General features: G+C 52.4%; 18 protein-coding genes. 11 read left to right on the plus strand and 7 right to left on the minus strand.

The features are described 5' to 3' along the window. Positions 1-21 precede the first annotated feature (21 nt). Both AB1L42_RS04230 and AB1L42_RS04235 read right to left on the minus strand, forming a co-directional pair. Entirely contained in the window at positions 22-198 is a 177-nt protein-coding gene (locus AB1L42_RS04230) for a hypothetical protein (protein WP_367051542.1), read from the minus strand. Between the two features lie 76 nt (positions 199-274). Further along, positions 275-1,117 carry a DUF6677 family protein gene (locus AB1L42_RS04235; protein ID WP_367051544.1) on the minus strand — a complete coding sequence of 281 codons (843 nt, stop codon included), beginning with the start codon at positions 1,115-1,117 and terminating at the stop codon, positions 275-277. A gap of 502 nt (positions 1,118-1,619) precedes the next feature. Here AB1L42_RS04235 and AB1L42_RS04240 point away from each other — a divergent pair. From AB1L42_RS04240 to AB1L42_RS04255, 4 genes are all read left to right on the plus strand, one after another. Further along, on the plus strand, positions 1,620-2,552 hold the full coding sequence (locus AB1L42_RS04240; protein ID WP_367051547.1) for an efflux RND transporter periplasmic adaptor subunit: 933 nt from the start codon (positions 1,620-1,622) through the stop codon (positions 2,550-2,552). Next, positions 2,549-4,774 carry a site-2 protease family protein gene (locus tag AB1L42_RS04245; protein WP_367051550.1) on the plus strand — a complete coding sequence of 742 codons (2,226 nt, stop codon included), beginning with the start codon at positions 2,549-2,551 and terminating at the stop codon, positions 4,772-4,774. The genes AB1L42_RS04240 and AB1L42_RS04245 overlap by 4 nt, the downstream gene beginning before the upstream one ends. Before the next feature lie 193 nt (positions 4,775-4,967). After that, positions 4,968-5,549: a DJ-1/PfpI family protein gene (locus AB1L42_RS04250; RefSeq protein WP_367051717.1), complete on the plus strand. Its 582-nt coding sequence runs from the start codon at positions 4,968-4,970 to the stop codon at positions 5,547-5,549. A gap of 125 nt (positions 5,550-5,674) precedes the next feature. Continuing rightward, the gene (locus AB1L42_RS04255) at positions 5,675-6,139 is read left to right on the plus strand and encodes a DUF423 domain-containing protein (protein WP_367051553.1); all 465 of its coding nucleotides are present in this window, start codon (positions 5,675-5,677) and stop codon (positions 6,137-6,139) included. A 39-nt stretch (positions 6,140-6,178) separates the two neighbouring features. Here the strand turns inward: AB1L42_RS04255 and AB1L42_RS04260 are convergent, their stop codons facing one another. From AB1L42_RS04260 to AB1L42_RS04275, 4 genes are all read right to left on the minus strand, one after another. Beyond that, positions 6,179-6,673 (minus strand): hypothetical protein, encoded by a 495-nt coding sequence (locus tag AB1L42_RS04260; RefSeq protein WP_367051556.1) that lies wholly within the window; start codon positions 6,671-6,673, stop codon positions 6,179-6,181. Positions 6,674-6,792: 119 nt separating this feature from the next. Next, complete coding sequence (locus tag AB1L42_RS04265; protein WP_367051558.1) at positions 6,793-7,620, minus strand: DUF1559 domain-containing protein; 828 nt, start codon at positions 7,618-7,620, stop codon at positions 6,793-6,795. 255 nt (positions 7,621-7,875) lie between these two features. After that, complete coding sequence (locus tag AB1L42_RS04270; protein WP_367051561.1) at positions 7,876-8,298, minus strand: hypothetical protein; 423 nt, start codon at positions 8,296-8,298, stop codon at positions 7,876-7,878. 171 nt (positions 8,299-8,469) lie between these two features. Continuing rightward, entirely contained in the window at positions 8,470-9,525 is a 1,056-nt protein-coding gene (locus tag AB1L42_RS04275; protein WP_367051564.1) for a GntG family PLP-dependent aldolase, read from the minus strand. 161 nt (positions 9,526-9,686) lie between these two features. On the opposite strand from AB1L42_RS04275, the gene AB1L42_RS04280 reads away from it, so the two are divergent. The 5 genes from AB1L42_RS04280 to AB1L42_RS04300 all read left to right on the plus strand — a co-directional run bounded on the left by AB1L42_RS04280 (position 9,687) and on the right by AB1L42_RS04300 (position 15,420). Beyond that, the gene (locus tag AB1L42_RS04280) at positions 9,687-10,130 is read left to right on the plus strand and encodes an NUDIX domain-containing protein (protein WP_367051566.1); all 444 of its coding nucleotides are present in this window, start codon (positions 9,687-9,689) and stop codon (positions 10,128-10,130) included. A 116-nt stretch (positions 10,131-10,246) separates the two neighbouring features. Next, a complete protein-coding gene (locus AB1L42_RS04285; protein ID WP_367051567.1) occupies positions 10,247-11,182 on the plus strand; it encodes a fumarylacetoacetate hydrolase family protein in 936 nt (311 codons plus the stop codon). Between the two features lie 222 nt (positions 11,183-11,404). Further along, positions 11,405-12,034 carry an OmpH family outer membrane protein gene (locus tag AB1L42_RS04290; RefSeq protein ID WP_367051569.1) on the plus strand — a complete coding sequence of 210 codons (630 nt, stop codon included), beginning with the start codon at positions 11,405-11,407 and terminating at the stop codon, positions 12,032-12,034. 226 nt (positions 12,035-12,260) lie between these two features. After that, complete coding sequence (locus AB1L42_RS04295) at positions 12,261-12,956, plus strand: zinc metallopeptidase (RefSeq protein WP_367051572.1); 696 nt, start codon at positions 12,261-12,263, stop codon at positions 12,954-12,956. Between the two features lie 355 nt (positions 12,957-13,311). Continuing rightward, positions 13,312-15,420 (plus strand): protein kinase, encoded by a 2,109-nt coding sequence (locus AB1L42_RS04300; RefSeq protein WP_367051575.1) that lies wholly within the window; start codon positions 13,312-13,314, stop codon positions 15,418-15,420. Positions 15,421-15,557: 137 nt separating this feature from the next. Here AB1L42_RS04300 and AB1L42_RS04305 read toward each other — a convergent pair whose 3' ends face one another. Continuing rightward, complete coding sequence (locus AB1L42_RS04305; protein ID WP_367051577.1) at positions 15,558-16,454, minus strand: hypothetical protein; 897 nt, start codon at positions 16,452-16,454, stop codon at positions 15,558-15,560. 281 nt (positions 16,455-16,735) lie between these two features. Between AB1L42_RS04305 and AB1L42_RS04310 the strand changes: the two genes are divergently transcribed. Next, complete coding sequence (locus AB1L42_RS04310) at positions 16,736-16,978, plus strand: FeoA domain-containing protein (protein WP_367051579.1); 243 nt, start codon at positions 16,736-16,738, stop codon at positions 16,976-16,978. Between the two features lie 189 nt (positions 16,979-17,167). Further along, positions 17,168-17,422, plus strand: coding sequence for a FeoA family protein (locus tag AB1L42_RS04315; protein ID WP_367051581.1), 255 nt, complete (start codon positions 17,168-17,170; stop codon positions 17,420-17,422). Positions 17,423-17,461: the final 39 nt, after the last annotated feature.

Genomic DNA, 17,461 nt, shown 5'->3' on the forward strand with positions numbered 1-17,461 from the left:
AAATGCTCTGAAGGGAAGTTCTCAGAGGTTGTAAGAAAGCACGAAGAGAACGAGCAGAATCAACGCCATGAAGAAAAGGATCTGGCCGAACAGCTTGGCGGAACGGACGAGGATCAACGGGGTTGACTCATAGCGGCTGGCGGTCCAGACGAGGCTGACCGAAGCGGCGAGTGGAATCAAGAACCAGGAAATATTCATTCAACCGTTTCCTACGAAAATCTTTCGAAATGGTCTTCGCACTCGACGCAGCGAGTTCGTCAAGCTTCATAACTCTTTACGTCGCTGGTGGGTCAGATGACGTGGAGTCCGTTGAGTCGTCTGACTCATCGCCGAATCCATATGCTGGCCCTTCGACTGCATCCCAGATCGCAAGCACATTCAAGAAGCCAGCAACCCAGGTGAAGACCATTGCGAGTTCATGATATTTTCCGAGTTGCCGATGAAGACCCTGCACTTCATCGTCATCCATCGGAACCTGAAACCAGTCCGTGAACCGGCGTGGGATCGATCCGACGAGTTCGCCAGCGTATTCATAGCGACCGTCGCTTTCCCTCACGATTTCAGCACGAACGCCGCGCTCTTTCGAAGATTTGATCGGTCGATCGAGATTCACAGAAGGGGCTAAAGTGAATGTCCATTCCTTCCCGTCGATCTCAACGGTCAGTTCTCCGCTAATTGTTCGACCACCATACTCGGCTTTGGCGGGCTGCAGCGTAATGACTCCAGTCACTTCTTCTTCGAACGTCTGTTGCTCATCACGATATGCAATCACTCCTTCGAACGGAGCGACGATGGGTTCTTCGATGGTCTCTGGTTTCTTATTCGATTCCGAGGAGTAACGGGCGCGCTGCACGAGCCCGTACATCGATGGCAATCCAACTCCGAGTTGCCCGGCGTACTTAGCTTTCTCGAGAAGCCGGGTTTCCCCCATTGCTGGAGGTTTGACCGCTTGCCAGTCGGCCATCGCCATTCCGGAGAAGAACAGCCCAAGAATGCAAAAGCAGTACAGGCCCGCTTTAAACAGTCGTCCCTGATACAGGTGTCCAGCCCCTGGAATCAGATAGGCGAGAATTCCTGCCACGATGGGATTTTTCAAGTTGATCCGTGAATCAGTCATGATGCCTAAGTCGTTGTCTGGCAAGTTGCGTCCGAACAGTTCAACCCCAGGATGTTTCCGAGTTGTCTTTCAGTCACCCCGTCGAAAAGTCGGCGAACGTTTCGGAATTCCTCGATTTCGAACTCTGAACTGACGCACTCTCTGCGAAAATGCTGTGGTTCGTCAATCTCACTCAGTCATTGGAGCTTGTGAGTCCGTAATCTTCAGTTTCGCTGGAACATTCACTACGAATTGCGGGATTGTAAGTGTTGGAAGAAGTTCCTGCTAGTGCCGGTCTGAAAGCACTCTCAGCCTAGATTGCCCGTCTCATTAGACGATTTGAGACACCCCTCACTCCACAATTGAAACACATTGCAATCATTTCTTAAGTATTCCATCATGCAGAAACGGCCCCGGCAACGATCGACCAGCAGGGCGATGAGAATTTCCATCGCTTGAGATTCGTTCCGGGAAGCGAAACAACGTCACCATACCCGAAGAAACCATGGCCTGAGGCGACTCAATGTTTGAAGTCCTGCTCCTTTGCTCGCTTCTGGGTGGGGATGATGATCATCCCACGGTGGAAACCGATACAGTCACAATTTCGTTCATTGACGACGTCGAATTGTCCTGTGAGGAACCGGGACGACTGGCCAGCGTCAACGTGGAAGTTGGGGCGACTGTGGAAGAAGGACAACGAATCGCACGACAGGAGGATTCTTCCGCGAGAATCGACGTCGCACGTGCTGAGTCGCAACTCCGCATGGCAGTCTTCGCTTCACAAAACGACCTTGAGTATCAACTGCAACTCAAAGCCCGGGATATTGCTCAATCGGAATTGGAGAGAGCAGAAGAATCGCGAAAGCAATATGCGAAGTCAGTTTCCCAATCCGAAATTGACCGACTCAAGTTTGCTCTCGATGAAACAGAACTGAAAATAGAGCAGGCGAAGTTTCAGCAGGAGATGAAACGCCTCGAAGCACAACTTCGTGAGGATGAACTTGCGATCGCCCAAAACAACCTCGCCCGTCGTGAACTTCGATCGCCGGTTTCGGGGATGGTTGTGGAAGTCAATCACCAGGCAGGTGAATGGATTCAACCCGGTGAACCAATCGCTCGCATTGTCCGCGTCGATCGTGTTCGTGCAGAGGGTTTGATTCCTGCAGCGACATCGAAGGTTCGACGCGGTCAGCCAGTCGCTGTCATTCTCACTCGCGAAGATGGCTCGGAATCGATGCACCCCGGCGTCGTCACTTTTGTCGATCCGGAAATCAATCCCATCTCCGAACAGATTCGCGTTCAGGCTGAGATTGAAAACCCGAACGGAACTTTGCAGCCCGGTCAGCATCCGAGAATGATCATTGACCTCACCAACTCCGTCCCTGATTCGGAACTGACGCCAGCTGAAGAAGCATCAGAGCAACGTTCATCAGACGCCAGCGAGTCTTCAGAATGAGTGCGGCGGCCGCGTCTGACCAGTCGCCGCAGACTCAACACCTCGCGATCAGCGTTCGCAAGGACCTGGAAATCGGGCCACTACAGTCAGGTCCGGCAGCGAGTTGGACTGTTCGCGATCCGCTGTCTCAGCAGTTCTTTCTACTCCGCGAGCACGATTTCTTTGTCTTTCAATGTTTGAAATCGAAGACAACGATTCAGGAAATTCAACGTCAATTCTTCCAGCGATTCGCTCCGGTCCAGCTTTCCGAAACTCAGATTCTCAGCTTCATTCAACGACTCTGGAATCAGGGGTTGGTGTCAATCGACCGACCGGGCATGTCGGAAAATCTGGTCAGAGGAAACCGCGAGTCCGAAAGGCGTGCCCGCTGGAACAAGTTCACCAATGTGCTCGCCATCCGTTTTCGCGGGTTTGATCCTGATCAACTCTTGACCACAACGCTTCCTTACGTTCGGTGGATCTTTCACCCCGCCAGCATCGCATGCTTCACAGTTTTGGTGTCGATTGCGTTCGGAATTGTGTTCGCAGAGGCGGATCGCATCTCGATGGAGCTAGTTGGCTTGAAGGTTCTGTTCTCACCGCAGCATCTGGTCTGGCTGATGATTACAATCGCCGCGATCAAAGTGATCCATGAACTCGGACACGGCTTCACATGTAAGTATTTCGGAGGAGAATGTCATGAAATGGGACTCATGCTGCTTGCGCTGACTCCGTGTCTCTACTGCAATGTCAGCGATTCGTGGAGGCTGCCGAATCGTTGGCAGAGAATACTGATTTCCGCGTCCGGCATACTGGTTGAAGTGGTCATCGCAGCGGTCTGTACCATTCTTTGGGCGTTATCAGCTCCGGGGACTTTTCACCTGATCTGCCTGTATGTCATGGTTGTGGCCAGTATCAACACGCTGCTGCTGAATGGAAATCCCCTGCTCCGTTACGACGGCTATTACATTCTCTCAGACTACACCAACGTCCCAAATCTTCGATCACGAGCACAAGCACAACTCAGCGCACTCAGTCGAAGACTCCTGTATGGAGTCGGCAGCCCGATGGCTCGAACATCAACGATGAGCGCTAAACTCGGGTTGACGTTTTACGGATTGGCCTCTTCGATTTATCTCACACTGGTCATCTTCACGATTCTCTGGATGATTTACAGCTTGCTCAAACCGTACGGTTTGGAAGCTCTCGCTGTTCTGATTGGAGTGGGAATGCTCACGGCACGACTGGCACAGGTTTCATTACATCAGTTTCATACTGCTCGAGTCCTGATGGAACAGAAAGAGCTTCGGTGGCCGCGAGCGCTAATCGGATTTGGAGGAGTTGTTGCCGCCTTGTGGCTGGTCTTGTTGATACCACTTCCAAATGCTGTTACCGCTCCGTGTCAGATCCGAGCTGGTCAACGAACTGCGGTGTACGTCAGTGTTCCCGGGATCATTGAATCCGAGAATGTCCGCCCCGGACAAGAAGTTGCCGAGGGTGAGGTCATCGCGAAGCTGCGAAATCCAGATCTCGCTTTTCGACGACTGCAGAAAGAGAGCAGCGTTGGGCAGCAACGTAAGAAAATTGAGATCATGAACCGGCAAGTTGGAATTGATCCCTCAATCGCGGCCGAACTGCCGACAGCTCGCACGATGCTCAACGAACTCGAGAACCAATTGATGGAACTCGATGAAGAAATTCAACGGCTCACGCTGCGAGCCCCGAGCAGTGGAGCATTTCTGCCTACAGAACTACCGCCCCTCCATCACTCCGACGATTCATTAGTCGTCGCAGATGTCCCTCCCAGCGATCAGCGAGTTCGAGGCGCTTGGCTCGTGCAGGGAACTCTCTTCGGATACGTCGCTCCTTCTGTGCACCGCGAAGCTGTGGTGTACGTTCCGGAAAATGAAATTGTCGAACTATCAGCAGGACAGTCTGTTTCGATCGTTGTTCCCGAACAACCAGCGCAGTCTTTCTCTGGGACGATCGTCGAAGTTGGAGCGGAACCGGTTCAGAATGTTCCTCTCGAATTGACGGTGACTGGCCAATTTTCGGGGCAGATGGATCAGAGTGGGGGAATTCGGCCTGTCTCCCCCAGCTACGCTGTGATTGTCCAACTCGATGCATCTGCATCTGAGTTGATGCTGCATCAAACGGGGAACGCTCGAATTCGTTTGCCGTCAGAGCCGCTGCTCTCTCACATTTCAAAATGGCTTCGCAGAACGTTTCTTATCGCAGGTTGAATCGCACGCAAAATTGCGATCTGTTGATCAATCGAGAGTGATCATTCCTACTGTTGATGGAGAGATTCTCAGTCTCGGAAACTGAGTGTGAAACTCTGCAATTCGTCAACATGTGGGCGCAGGATCATGGTCGACCATGTGCCCGATCCATAGAATGCCCGAGGCAATAATTCGATCCACTCGCGGAACTGGAATCATGGCAAAGAAACTACTTCTGATCGCTGGAGACTTCGTCGAAGACTACGAAATCATGGTTCCGTTTCAGGCCCTCCAGGCATTCGGGTATCAAGTCGATGCGGTCTGCCCTGACAAGAAAGCTGGCGAGCAGATCAGGACAGCGATCCACGACTTCGAGGGTGACCAGACTTACAGCGAGAAGCCCGGCCACAATTTCACTCTGAACGCGAGCTTTGCTGAAATCGTCCCCAGCGACTACGTCGGGCTGGTCATCCCTGGCGGGCGAGCGCCGGAATATCTCCGCTTGAACGACAAGGTTCTGGAACTCGTTCGGCATTTCGATTCGGAGAAGAAACCAATCGCGGCAATCTGTCACGGGCTTCAGTTGCTCGCTGCCGCTGGAACTCTTTCAGGACGTGCCTGTACGGCATACCCAGCTTGCGGACCGGAAGTCACACTGGCTGGCGGCGAGTTTCAAGCCATTGAGGTGACCGAAGCTTTCGTCGATGGCAATCTCGTGACCGCTCCAGCCTGGCCAGCCCATCCTCAATGGATCGCCAAATTCGTGGCAGTCCTAGGTGGGAAAGTGGAGCTGTAAGTGCAGTCGATCATGTTCAGAATTCGTCCGAACAGACATGAAGCGGACAGAGCTGACTCGATTCATCCATCGAAGCATCAAGACTGCGAACGCAACAAAACGGCACATTGAAAAGAGTGATTGAAATGACGAAGGACTCAGCGTTTTGGATTCGTGTTGGTGCAATCCTCGGCGGGTTGGCAGTCGTCTTGGGAGCCTTTGCAGCCCACGGACTCGACAAGCCACTTCAGGACCTTTACGAAGGTCAGACGAAAATCGTCCTCGGCATCGAGATTCCAGCGACACAGAAGTACCTCGCCGATTTCAAGACCGCTGCCGAATATCAGATGTACCACGCGTTCGCGATTTTGATTCTCGGTGTCTTGCCAGCGAGCCTTTCGCGTCGAAGCATCAACATCGCAGGTTGGTCGTTCCTGCTCGGGATCATTCTCTTTTCTGGCAGCTTGTATTGCCTCGTTCTGACTGGCTACACACGACTTGGAATGATCACTCCCATTGGCGGAGTGATGTTCATTGTCGGGTGGATCGCATTGCTGCTCGCGGTTCCTTCTGCCTCGTTGCCGGGCACGGAACACAGTCCAAAGAAGTGATTCCTCATTCCCGATTGGGTCGGTGAAAGTAGATGCGAACTACGAATTCTCGGGGACTCGGAAGTACTCAGATTCTTCCACGTTGTTGAAGTCCAAGGAGAAGTAATCGTCCCCCCATTCCTGGAGGATGTCGCCGGGAAACTCTTCCTGCAGTTCTGACAGCCTAAGCTGGACCGCTTTGCGATCCGTCCCGGGTGGAATTTCGGCCACGAGTTCGAGAGCCTGCTGCGGGTCTTCATGAAGTGTGAAGATGAGCCACTCAAAATGAAATTCGTCCGTCAACGTGGTGATGAGCGGAACGACGTATGGCCGGTCGAAGGGTGGATCACCTGCGAAGTCGATGTACGTCCCTCCGTTTTTGAAGAACGTCTGAGCATCGACTTTTCGCAGTGATTCGAAAGCTTTGTCGATGCGGTTGTCAGTGACCTCTGACAAATCAAGCTTCGGTTTCGAACAACTCTGCAACGTGATCATCACGCAGAGCATCAGTCCCCAACCCAGTTGCGAATGCTTCCTCACGTTCTTCAATCCCATTGGATGACCTACTCTCAGGCAGTTTGTTTTTCGCTCTGTTCGTTGAATCATCCGAAAGCTGTTTCCGCCCGGATGAAAGTTTCAGGAGATGACTCGATCAGAAACTTGTGAGATCATTCCTAGAATGAAACAGTCTCGCCGCCGTCGATCGTGCCGAGTGCCTGATAAACGTCGACATCCATGTTTTCGGCAAAGAAGTCGACGTGCCCATCCCCCAAGGCAAAGTGCATCCCACCCGGATGTCGGCTTGCGAAGAAGGAGTGATTGATTCTGGTCGAGCTCGACACAGCTAGATGAGGGATCGAATTATTGACCCATTCGTCAATGAATGTCACTTTCCCGACCCAGCTGGAAGTTTTGTCTTCGTTGTAAGTGGAGTCGCGCTGGTAAATGCTTTCTCCCAGCATGAACGACGAAGAAAGTCCATCCGTAACATCTCCGAATGTCACATCCGAGAGCTCGCTGAGCATCGATTCGACACCGAGGTAATTGCCAGCCCCAACCTTTACGCCATCACCAGATGAGCTTCGCACGACAACCGTCGTGGGACCGGCATCGCTGGGACAAAGAGTGAAAGGCAACGGCGTGTCGATCACATCCCGATTTGCCCCGACAGCGTTATTCGTGTTGAAATCGACCTTCGAGTACAACGCTCCCTGGTCCACATAGGGGAGAATCATCGTCCCCCAGCCCCACCCGGAGACTGGGCGGAATGAGCTTCCAAAGTTGATTGTCCCGGACGGAAGCACTCGATGAGCATCGTGATAGTTGTGGAGTGCGAGAGCGAGTTGGCGGAGACTCGATTTACACTGAGTTCGTCTCGACGCTTCCCGCGCACTTTGAACAGCTGGCAAGAGCAGAGCGATCAAGAGACCGATGACCGCGATCACAACCATCAATTCGATCAGTGTGAACCCAAAACGTCTGCCAATTCCTCCACGTCGCATCGAACTCACCCGCACTGGGCCATTTTCATGGTTTCTCTGCACTCGCCCGAACGATCAGCCAAGGCTTCTGTTCTGATTGCTTGTGCAAATTTGCGATGACCGTTTCGAAAGATGCAATAAAGCAACAGAGGTGTCAGGAAACTGCTTCCTGACACCTCTGTTATCGTCTTCAATTCCCTTCTGACTTGCAAGAAGGGTCTGTGAATCCCACGAGTCTGAATGACTCAGGATGCACAGGTCGCGCAATCGGTCCGACTATGTGTCGAAGCCGTAGAAATCGTCAACTTCGAAGCGGTTCGAGTAACGAAGGCGACCGTGCTTGTTGACAACCAATTTTGAACGATTGATGTCGATGTCAGCACCGAAGTAGTAGTAAGCTTGATCTTCGATGACGGAATCGAGGAATGGATCGTTTTTCAGTTTGAGGCGACGATCTGAATCGTTTTCGACCCAACCGCGAGCTTTTGCGTGCCCCTTGCCGTTACGAGTGTTGACAACAACTTTGATTGTTGCGTAACCGTCAGCGTATTCGTCGTATTCGATTTGTCCGTAGTAATCGACGTAAAACGGAAGATAGATATCGACTGTTTCACGAATTTTGTTGCCGCCGGCGAAAGTAACACCTGCCACCATTGCGACTGCCAGCGTCAAAGCTGCCAACCCTTTGTAACTCTTCATCTTCTTCTACCCCTTGTGAAAATCTTGAAGTTCATCACCAGACAGGCCTCAGTGCTCCTCCTTCACCGCGGTCCTGATGGATACGTAGATGAGTTTACTTCTTGTCGAACATGAGTCAAGCACGTAGAATAGGGAATTTGAGTTAACGTTTCGTTCTGTGTTCATCTGGCATCATTGCAACGATGCTTCCACGCAACACGACTTCACCGCCTGCACGGCTTGTTCAATCTGCTTGACGTCCACACCGAGGTGTGTGCAGGCTCGTAATCGATTCGGCCCCGAAACGGCGTACAACCGGACTCCCCGAGAGGCGAGGCGTGCCTCAAGATCCAATGCGGAGATTTTTTTCGGGTCCGTGTGAAAGAAGACGAGGTTGGTCTCAACGTCGTCTCTGGAGATACTGATTTCGGGGATTTCCGCCAATCCAGCTGCCAGCTTCTGGGCGTTCTCATGGTCTTCCTTCAATCGATCGATGTGATTTTCGATCGCATAAATCGCCGCCGCTGCGACGATGCCAGCCTGCCGCAGTCCTCCGCCCAACACTTTTCGAGCTCTTCGGGCACGGGCGACGGTTGATTTGTCTCCGACCAGGATTGAGCCCATCGGACACCCGAGCCCTTTCGAAAAGCAGATCGAAATACTGTCGACGTGTTCGGCGAGATCTCGCAATTGATATCCTCGGGCAACACAGGCATTGAACACTCTCGCTCCATCGAGGTGAATCTTGAGATCCTGCTGGCGGGCCCATTCGCTGACTCGGGCGAATTCTTCAATGGGATAGGTGGTTCCTCCTCCCATGTTCGCCGAGTTTTCGAGACACAATAAGCGTGTCGGAGCGTAGTGATCGTCATTCCGACGAACTCGGCCTTCGAGAACGTCCACGCTCAGCAACCCGCGATTGCCGCGCACCGTCCGAAGGGAAACTCCCGAGATCAAAGAGGGTCCACCACTTTCGTAGTTGGCGATGTGGCCGGTTTCTTCAATCAGAACTTCGTCCCCTCGCTCGCAGTGAGCCCAGATCGCCATTTGATTCGACTGAGTTCCCGAACAACTGAAGACGGCCGCCGGCATGTTACACATGTCAGCGACCATTGCTTCGAGCCGATTGACGGTCGGGTCCTCTCCGACGACGTCGTCACCCACTTCCGCAGAGACCATTGCTTCCAGCATGGCAGGCGTCGGTTTCGTAAAGGTGTCGCTTCTGAGTTCAATGATCTGTTCGCTCATCTGTCCAACTCCCTGTCTCAAGCTGTGAGTTTTCCTTCGGATTGCGATACGATCATCGCGTTTCAATCATGAAAGTCGAACGGGATCGATTCGAATGAGGGCTGTGTTGCGGTCAGCCCCACTTCCAGTCAGCACGATCTCGTTGAGGGATAGATATTCTGATGTGCGATCCAGTTGAAGTGAAGTCGTGCGGAGTCCTGCTGGTGTGTGGAACTCCGATTCGATCTTTCCTGCTCATGAAGCACGCCGATCGATGGGACCTCCCCAAAGGGCACGTTGATCCGGGTGAGAATGAAATCGAATGCGCACTGCGGGAGATGGAAGAAGAGACGGGAATACTCCGAAAGCACGTGACGATCGATCCCGACTTTTGCGTTCGGCAACAATACTATGTCCAGTACGAACGCGATGGCGGACAAAAGAAGCTCAAAGAGTTGGTGATCTTTCTCGGGACGATTTCTGAACTACCCGAAATACTCCTCACCGAACATTTGGGCTTTGAGTGGTTCGATTGGAAACCACCGCATCACATTCAAGAGATGAGTATCGATCCGGTCCTGCGTGCTGTTGAACAGCATGTCAGTTCGAGAGAAAGTTCATCATAAAGACGCTTACGCGAAGTCGCTCGTTCCAAACTTCACAAACTGTGACCAGTGCGGCTGGCCTTCCACAACTCTGACTCCTGCGTTTTCGCTGACACATTCCTTCAAGTTGGGAACTGATGATGAGACTTTGCCGATTCGAATTTCACGGGACGGAAAAGATCGGGATCTACCAAGACGAGACCGTCCTGGAACTGAAGAACCTGCAGCAAGAATTCGGCCTGAAAACTGATCATCGATTCACTCTCGTGGACTTTCTTCCGGGTGGGGAATTTCATTCACGATTGCAAACACTGATGAAGGAGTCATCCAAATCGCTTGAGCTTGTCGAACACGTCCATTCAGAGATCAAACTCCTGGTCCCAATTCCGAATCCGTCGAAGCTTCTCCTGCTCGCTGGGAACTACGCGAAACATGTCGAAGAACGTGGTGACGTCTCTGAAGAGCGAGCCCGGACGTTTCCATATGTGTTCATGAAACCTCCCTCGACGACACTCACTCATCCGCATGGCCCTATTCAAATTCCGGCAGCTTCACCGGATCAGATTGATTGGGAACTGGAACTCGCAGTCGTCATCGGGCAGCATTGCTCAAATGTCAGCGAGGAGAACGCACTCGACTATGTCGCTGGCTACACGATCGTTAATGATATCACTGATCGGAAATTTCGTCCCAATCCGGGTCGAACCGAACGGCCTCGCGATAAGTTCTTCGACTGGCTGCATGGCAAATGGCACGACACTTTCTGCCCGATGGGACCATGCATTACGTCTGCCACTGAAATTCCGGACCCGCAGTCTCTCGCGATGACTCTGCGGGTAAATGGCAACATTGAACAGGATGCGTCGACTTCTGAGATGGTCTTTCCCGTCGCATCTGTGATTTCTTTCATTTCGCAATTCGTCACATTGGAGCCGGGCGACATCATCTCGACAGGGACGCCAGCTGGTGTCGGGCACGCGAAAGAACGTTTCTTGCGTCCTGGGGACCATGTCGCGGGGACAATTGAGAAAATAGGTATCCTGGAGAACACCGTTGTCGCCTCTCCGGCATGAATTGCCGTTTTTACAATGACTGTAAATGATTTGCTCAACTCGAAATGATTCACGTTGACCAATTCTTCAGCTTGTGCGAGATTTCCGGTCCCCGTGGGAAACAACCGTTCCCAAAACCCCCCTCAATGATTGAAAAAGAAGAGATTTGGCTGGCGGCGCGAGCCTGTTCATTTGTTGAAACATGCCCCCAGCTGAACGGAACCGCAAAGGAGTGCAGTGACCGTGAAGAGTATTCGACCTTGGATGGCTGGTTTCGTGATGACCGCTGGATTGCTGATTGCAGCCAACACAGCGACAGCACAAGCTCCAGCAGCTGCCGGACAGAAACAATCAGCCGCCCACCAGGTTGGTCTGATTGACATGGCACACATTTTCAAGAACTACAACAAATTCAAAGCTGAAACTGAAGGACTCCAGAAAGCTGCGGAAGAAGCAGAAGCCAAAGCTCAGCAGATGGTTGCTGACATGAAGGCGATTCAGGGCCAAATGCAGGGTCTGACCGCGAACAGCCCAGATTACTCAACCAAAGAAGCTCAACTGATCGAGCTGCAGACCAAACTCCAGACTTTCCAGCAGGTCGAACGACGTGACATCGTCCGTAAGCAGGCTGAAGTCTACAAGAAGATCTACCTCGAAGTTCAGAAGGCTGTCGCTCAGTACGCTTCTTACTACAACTACACATTGGTCATCCGCTTCAACCGTCAGGAAGTCTCTGGAGCTGCCGATCCTCAGCAGATCATTCAGGGCATGAACCGACAGGTTGTCTGGCACCGTCCACAAGACGACCTGACCGACGTCATCCTGAAGTACCTCAACGATCAATACACCGCACAAGCAAACGGCGGAAATTAATTCGTTGACGAAGCAGACAGCACTGCTGCTTCAAACGGAATTCCACCGGCAACTTTTCGAAGTTGCCGGTTTTTTTATGCGCTCACGTCGGGCTGTCGATTCCGATTCCCAGACTTGTTTTTTCTTGAAGACGGCGAAGAATTTGCATCAATACACGAATGAGAGTCAATCACTGTCAATTTCGATTTGATTGCTGCTTCCTCGAAACAAGTGACGGAATCACTCAATGTTTATCCCTTCAATTGAATACCTGATTTTCCTTTCCCCTGCCTTCCTCCTGATGGCATGGGCGCAGTGGAGAATCAAGTCGACGTATGCAAACGCCCTCAAAGTTCCTGCCAAAATGACGGGAGCAGAGGCAGCACGCAGCATTCTCGACGCAGCCGGTCTTCAAAACGTCGACATCGAACCGGTCCATGGACAGCTTTCCGATCACTACGATCCAAGCCATCGCGTCCTCAGGCTCAGCGAGCAGGTCTATTTCGACCGAACGGCAGCGTCCGTCGGGATCGCAGCCCATGAGGCAGGACACGCGTTGCAGCATGCGCAAAACTACGGACCGCTCGTGATTCGAAATCTCGCTGTTCCGGCAGCTCAGTTCGGCCCGATGTGGTTCCTGCTGTTCTTCTTTCTCGGGATGTTCATTCCGAAATTCGGTGTCCCGTTGATGCTCGTGGGGATCGCCGGGTACGGCGCCGTCGCAGTGTTCCAGCTCATCAACCTTCCGGTCGAGTTCGACGCCAGCAATCGGGCCAAGCGTTTGCTTTCCGAAATGGGAATCGTCGACAGCTACGGCAGTGACGCGGTCGCCAGCGTTCTCAACGCCGCAGCATGGACCTATGTCGCAGCGACGCTGCAATCGATTCTCATCGTGGCTTACTACCTATTGAGGGTTCTCGGGACCGGCGGACGGGACGATTAGAGCAAGTCGCTCTTTCCTGAGCACCCGCTTGCACTGTTTCATCAGTGAAAAGGGTGTGCTTGCTCGTGCGAGATCGTGCACACAAAATCAGAAAATGCTCTCGTCTCCGATCGATTGGATCTCCGCTAAAGAATCCATCTCCAGCACTCACTTCGAATCGACAACAGTTCGATCAGCCTCTTTGGTTGTGCATTCAGATGTCGATGGTAGATTTGTTGTGACGGAAAAGAATATCCCAGTCACACCGGGCTTAGTGAATTCACACCGCGCGGATCATTTCATTCCTCAGTCCAGACGAGTCCTCCGCCACGAGCAATGGACTTTCGACGGGTGAACCCGGGCCACATCGAGAATCATGCACCTTCATTGTCCTCACTGTCAAAACCCCATTGAGATCATTGAAGTTGATCAAAGCGTAGAAGTGACCTGCCCATCGTGTGGCAGCCACTTTTCCCCAACGCGAGTCGACGACTCGAAAGAAACGGTCGCCAACAACCGTGCCCGCGTCGGCGAAAAAATTGGTGCGTTTGAGTTACGTGAATGTGTCGGTTTCGGAGCATTTGGCTCCGTCTGGAAAGCTTGGGATTCCGAACTCGATCGTCTCGTTGCACTCAAAATTCCTCGCAAAGGACAACTCGACGAGAACGAGATCGAAAAGTTTCTGCGTGAAGCGAGAGCCGTCGCGCAGCTGAATCATCCGCACGTCGTCAAAGTCCATCAATCGGGGATCGATCGCGGAATCGTTTACATCGCCAGTGACCTCATCGATGGAGTCACAATTGCCGAGCAACTTCGCGATTCGAAGTTCGACTTTCGTCAGTCGGCTGAACTCTGTTCGAAAATTGCTCGCGCGTTGCACCACGCTCATGAACGAGGAGTGATTCACCGAGACCTGAAACCGAGCAATATCATGCTCGACCTGTCTTTCGAGCCTCATCTTATGGACTTCGGCCTCGCAAAGCGTGAAGCGGGCGAAATCACGATGACTGTCGAGGGGCAAATCCTCGGAACCCCTGCCTACATGCCCCCGGAGCAGGCTTCAGGAGAGCCGAACACAGTCGACCGCCGCTCGGATGTTTACTCGCTGGGAGTTGTTTTCTACGAGATGCTCACCGGGGAACGTCCTTTTCGCGGCAACGAACGGCTCTTGATTTATCAGGTCCTAAATGAGTTTCCAGATCCACCACGCAAGAAGAATCGGCAGATCCCCAAGGACCTTGAAACGATCTGCTTGAAGGCCATCGACAAGTCTCCGGACCGTCGATATCAGACTGCCGAAGAGTTCGCTAACGACTTACAGCGATTCGTCGACGGTGTTCCGATTCACGCCCGACCGGTCAGTTCCGTCGAGCGGATATCACGCTGGGTCCGTCGGAACGTGATGCAAACAATTGCACTCGTTTCGATTGTCGCGGCAATCATTGCCATCGCCGGGTTCGTGATCGTCGCCAACCGCGACACCACGCTGCGGCACCGCGTGAAAGTCACTACGGACCCTCCCGGGGCGCGCGTCCGAATGATTCCGCTCGACCATCTTGCTCGCGAGCGTCCAGAGCAGGCGGTCATTTCATCGGGCGTCACTCCGATTGTGATGAAAGTCAAACCGGCCTTTTATCGTATGCAGGTGGTGATCGATGATTACGGTTTCCATGACGTTTACCGAACTGTTCCAGAGTTTCCGGAGAAAGATTACGCCCGAACTCTCTTTAAACACTTGAGCTGGGAAGTCGTCGATGGAACGGTCGAACTTCCCCCTGTCGAAGTTCCAGATCGATCAAGCCCCCCTGAAGGAATGACTTATATCGAAGGGGGAGTGTTGGAAATGCGGGACCGTCCCGGGTTAATTCGGGGCATCCCACCACTCATCCTGCAGATTTTCCCACTTTACATGGAAACTCAAGAGACGACCTATCGTCGTTACAGGGAAGTCGGTTTCAACAGACCACATACAATCCAGTCGGCCGGACTCTATCCGCCTGATGACTTTCCAGTCGCGAGTATCAGTTGGGACGAAGCGATTCGCTTCGCCGAAAAAGCTGGACGCCGATTACCAACCGAAGAGGAATACGAATTCGTCGCGACACAAGCTGGAGACCTCGAAACTCCCTGGGGAGGAGCACGCGACGATATTGATGCCTGGCCGTTTGGTCCTGTCGGAACTCCGGATTACGATCGGACCAGTCACGATCCTCCCATTCAGGGTCTCTATTCAGGAGTCGCCGAATGGACACTCTCCCCTTTCATCCGTGACTTCGCGAGCGATGGTCGCTTCCCTCAGTCTTTTATTGGTACATCCGTCAACTTTCGGGTAGTCCGGGGTGGCCCTTACTCTGTGACGAAAAAAGAGGTCAACCTCGACGAAATCCGTGTCGGTCCACAGCAGCGATTCACACTCGACCGCAACGACAACGGAAGCGAAGGACTTGGTTTCCGATGTGTCGTCGACGCTCAAGCCCCCTTCTAGAGCATGTTACTCTTTCCTGTGCGATCGCTTGCAAAGTCTCATCGCCGTCGCGTCCGGATAGTCAGCGAAAAGGAAATCGTCAGAGCACCGTGACGACTTCAGCTCAAGCCGGTGCGCGGCGTTTTCGCGATTCTGATTTAGTCGACATAGTAGTCCGACAAGTCTGTGGCACTGACTGCCCAGGCATAGCTTCGTTGGTCGCGAGGGACTGTTTCACTCAATTCCCGTGTCGGGCTGAGAATATTGAGTCGGTGTGAATAATGACGGTCTCCATTCACAGAACGATCTGTCCGTGTGGTCAGGACGACCTCAAGAATCTCATAAGGATAGCTCTCTTCGTCGACCGGTGGATCAGTTTCGAAGGCAGCAAATCCGTAAGTTGTGATTGGCTCGGTTCCACGAGGGGAAATGTACTTCGAGGTCATTCCGACCAGCCGGAAGTAGATGTCCTCCTCTTGATCATGACCGACAAGCTTGACGATCCGATCAAATCCCGGTCGATCTTCCAGGTCAATCAAGACTGCTTCTGATTGATGAATTTGCCCACGCTGGCGTTCTTCCTCTGAGTAAGTCGAATCGGCACTTCCATCGCACTCAGGACTTGGCCTTGGCATGCGTCGCCACTCACTCGCATCGGCTTTCTTCTTAACAGCCTCTTTTTCGGTGCAGTCCGGCCCATCCACTGCACATTGTCCATGTTGTCCGGAAGCCTGATTGCAACCAGTCACAAGTGTTTCAAACGACTCCCGAAAATCCGACGGCATTCCCGGGCGTGTGAATTCATTGTCACAACACAGATAGTAGTAGAACAACTTACCACCCATCGTCCCGTAAAATTGAATGGGACATAAACAGTCACAGCCGCTGAACTCCGGGTCTTCGACCGGGTGGATTTGAGGATCTTTTTCAGATGACTCGGTTCCCTCAGGAGGATCAGCCAGAGTTGGCGTCTCGGGCTGAGGTGGACTCTGCGCGACAACCAAACTTGCCCACAGAATCAACAGGCAGAGACACGCGCCCGGAAACAGTTTCATTGCAAATGCCCTCATTCGAAACGCCCTTCTGGATCGATTTGAGAAGTAACCCGAATTCCATGTTCTCGAGTTTAATCAGATTAGGGTACGCCTGTCACCCACTCGATTAAATTAGCGTGCTCTGACGAATTCCCAATCGTCGGATTTCTTCGTGGTTGTGGATTTGCAGTCACGTCACTGGCTGTTACAATTCGATCAACTTTTATTGAGATTGAGTCTCAACATCGTCTGGCCGAATGCCAGTGTTCATGATTTCCTCGAAACAAACGGTTTTCGATACAATGTCCGATGTCTTGCAAATGATTCCGATGGACATGTTGCAGAAGAATGAGTCTGGACGAATCGTTGAAATCGTCGGGCCTCATGACTGGAAGCATCGTCTTCAGGAACTGGGACTGCGAGACGGGGCAATCGTCCGAGTCGTAAAACCCGGAACACCAGCGATCATCGCGATCGACGGACACCGATTCAGCTTCCGCAGCGACCCCAACACCGTTGTTCTCGTCGAGCTTCTGCCGGCTTAGGGCATTGTCCGAAATGCTCAAAGTGAAATCACTCGAGCAAACTCAGAACATTCGCTGAATTCAAGATTCAGCGATCGCAGAGAAACCATGAAAGTGGTCGAACAGGGAATTAATGGACGAGCTTTCGGCAACCAGCTTCACACGTTCAAGTGCCGACCGAATCGTCATCGTCGGAAAGGCTGACTGAGCGTGGAAACACAACCGGATTCGCTGAAGAGACTCGATGAACTCAAGTCAATTGGGCAACAAGCACGAATCGTCGACGTGGTTGGCGATGACTCGATCTCAGTGCGATTGATGGAAATGGGGCTGACTGAAGGAGAAGAGATCACCGTACTCGGTTTTGCCCCACTGGGTGATCCTGTTGAGTATTCGATCCGTGGCTATCGTATCTCTCTTCGAAAATCAGAAGCCAATCGAGTTCAAGTCGAATCTTCTGAGTAAACAGCCACCTTTGAATTCCTCCCCTGACGACCACTCCTC

Origin of the sequence: Thalassoglobus sp. JC818, assembly GCF_040717535.1 — a bacterium.
Lineage (GTDB): Bacteria > Planctomycetota > Planctomycetia > Planctomycetales > Planctomycetaceae > Thalassoglobus.

What these genes read in the sequence shown, in the direction of transcription:
- AB1L42_RS04230 (WP_367051542.1), bottom strand. Translation starts at nt 198, where the DNA reads ATGAATATTTCCTGGTTCTTGATTCCACTCGCCGCTTCGGTCAGCCTC.
- AB1L42_RS04235 (WP_367051544.1), bottom strand. Translation starts at nt 1,117, where the DNA reads ATGACTGATTCACGGATCAACTTGAAAAATCCCATCGTGGCAGGAATT.
- AB1L42_RS04240 (WP_367051547.1), top strand. Translation starts at nt 1,620, where the DNA reads ATGTTTGAAGTCCTGCTCCTTTGCTCGCTTCTGGGTGGGGATGATGAT.
- AB1L42_RS04245 (WP_367051550.1), top strand. Translation starts at nt 2,549, where the DNA reads ATGAGTGCGGCGGCCGCGTCTGACCAGTCGCCGCAGACTCAACACCTC.
- AB1L42_RS04255 (WP_367051553.1), top strand. Translation starts at nt 5,675, where the DNA reads ATGACGAAGGACTCAGCGTTTTGGATTCGTGTTGGTGCAATCCTCGGC.
- AB1L42_RS04260 (WP_367051556.1), bottom strand. Translation starts at nt 6,673, where the DNA reads ATGGGATTGAAGAACGTGAGGAAGCATTCGCAACTGGGTTGGGGACTG.
- AB1L42_RS04265 (WP_367051558.1), bottom strand. Translation starts at nt 7,620, where the DNA reads ATGCGACGTGGAGGAATTGGCAGACGTTTTGGGTTCACACTGATCGAA.
- AB1L42_RS04270 (WP_367051561.1), bottom strand. Translation starts at nt 8,298, where the DNA reads ATGAAGAGTTACAAAGGGTTGGCAGCTTTGACGCTGGCAGTCGCAATG.
- AB1L42_RS04275 (WP_367051564.1), bottom strand. Translation starts at nt 9,525, where the DNA reads ATGAGCGAACAGATCATTGAACTCAGAAGCGACACCTTTACGAAACCG.
- AB1L42_RS04280 (WP_367051566.1), top strand. Translation starts at nt 9,687, where the DNA reads ATGTGCGATCCAGTTGAAGTGAAGTCGTGCGGAGTCCTGCTGGTGTGT.
- AB1L42_RS04285 (WP_367051567.1), top strand. Translation starts at nt 10,247, where the DNA reads ATGATGAGACTTTGCCGATTCGAATTTCACGGGACGGAAAAGATCGGG.
- AB1L42_RS04295 (WP_367051572.1), top strand. Translation starts at nt 12,261, where the DNA reads ATGTTTATCCCTTCAATTGAATACCTGATTTTCCTTTCCCCTGCCTTC.
- AB1L42_RS04300 (WP_367051575.1), top strand. Translation starts at nt 13,312, where the DNA reads ATGCACCTTCATTGTCCTCACTGTCAAAACCCCATTGAGATCATTGAA.
- AB1L42_RS04305 (WP_367051577.1), bottom strand. Translation starts at nt 16,454, where the DNA reads ATGAAACTGTTTCCGGGCGCGTGTCTCTGCCTGTTGATTCTGTGGGCA.
- AB1L42_RS04310 (WP_367051579.1), top strand. Translation starts at nt 16,736, where the DNA reads ATGTCCGATGTCTTGCAAATGATTCCGATGGACATGTTGCAGAAGAAT.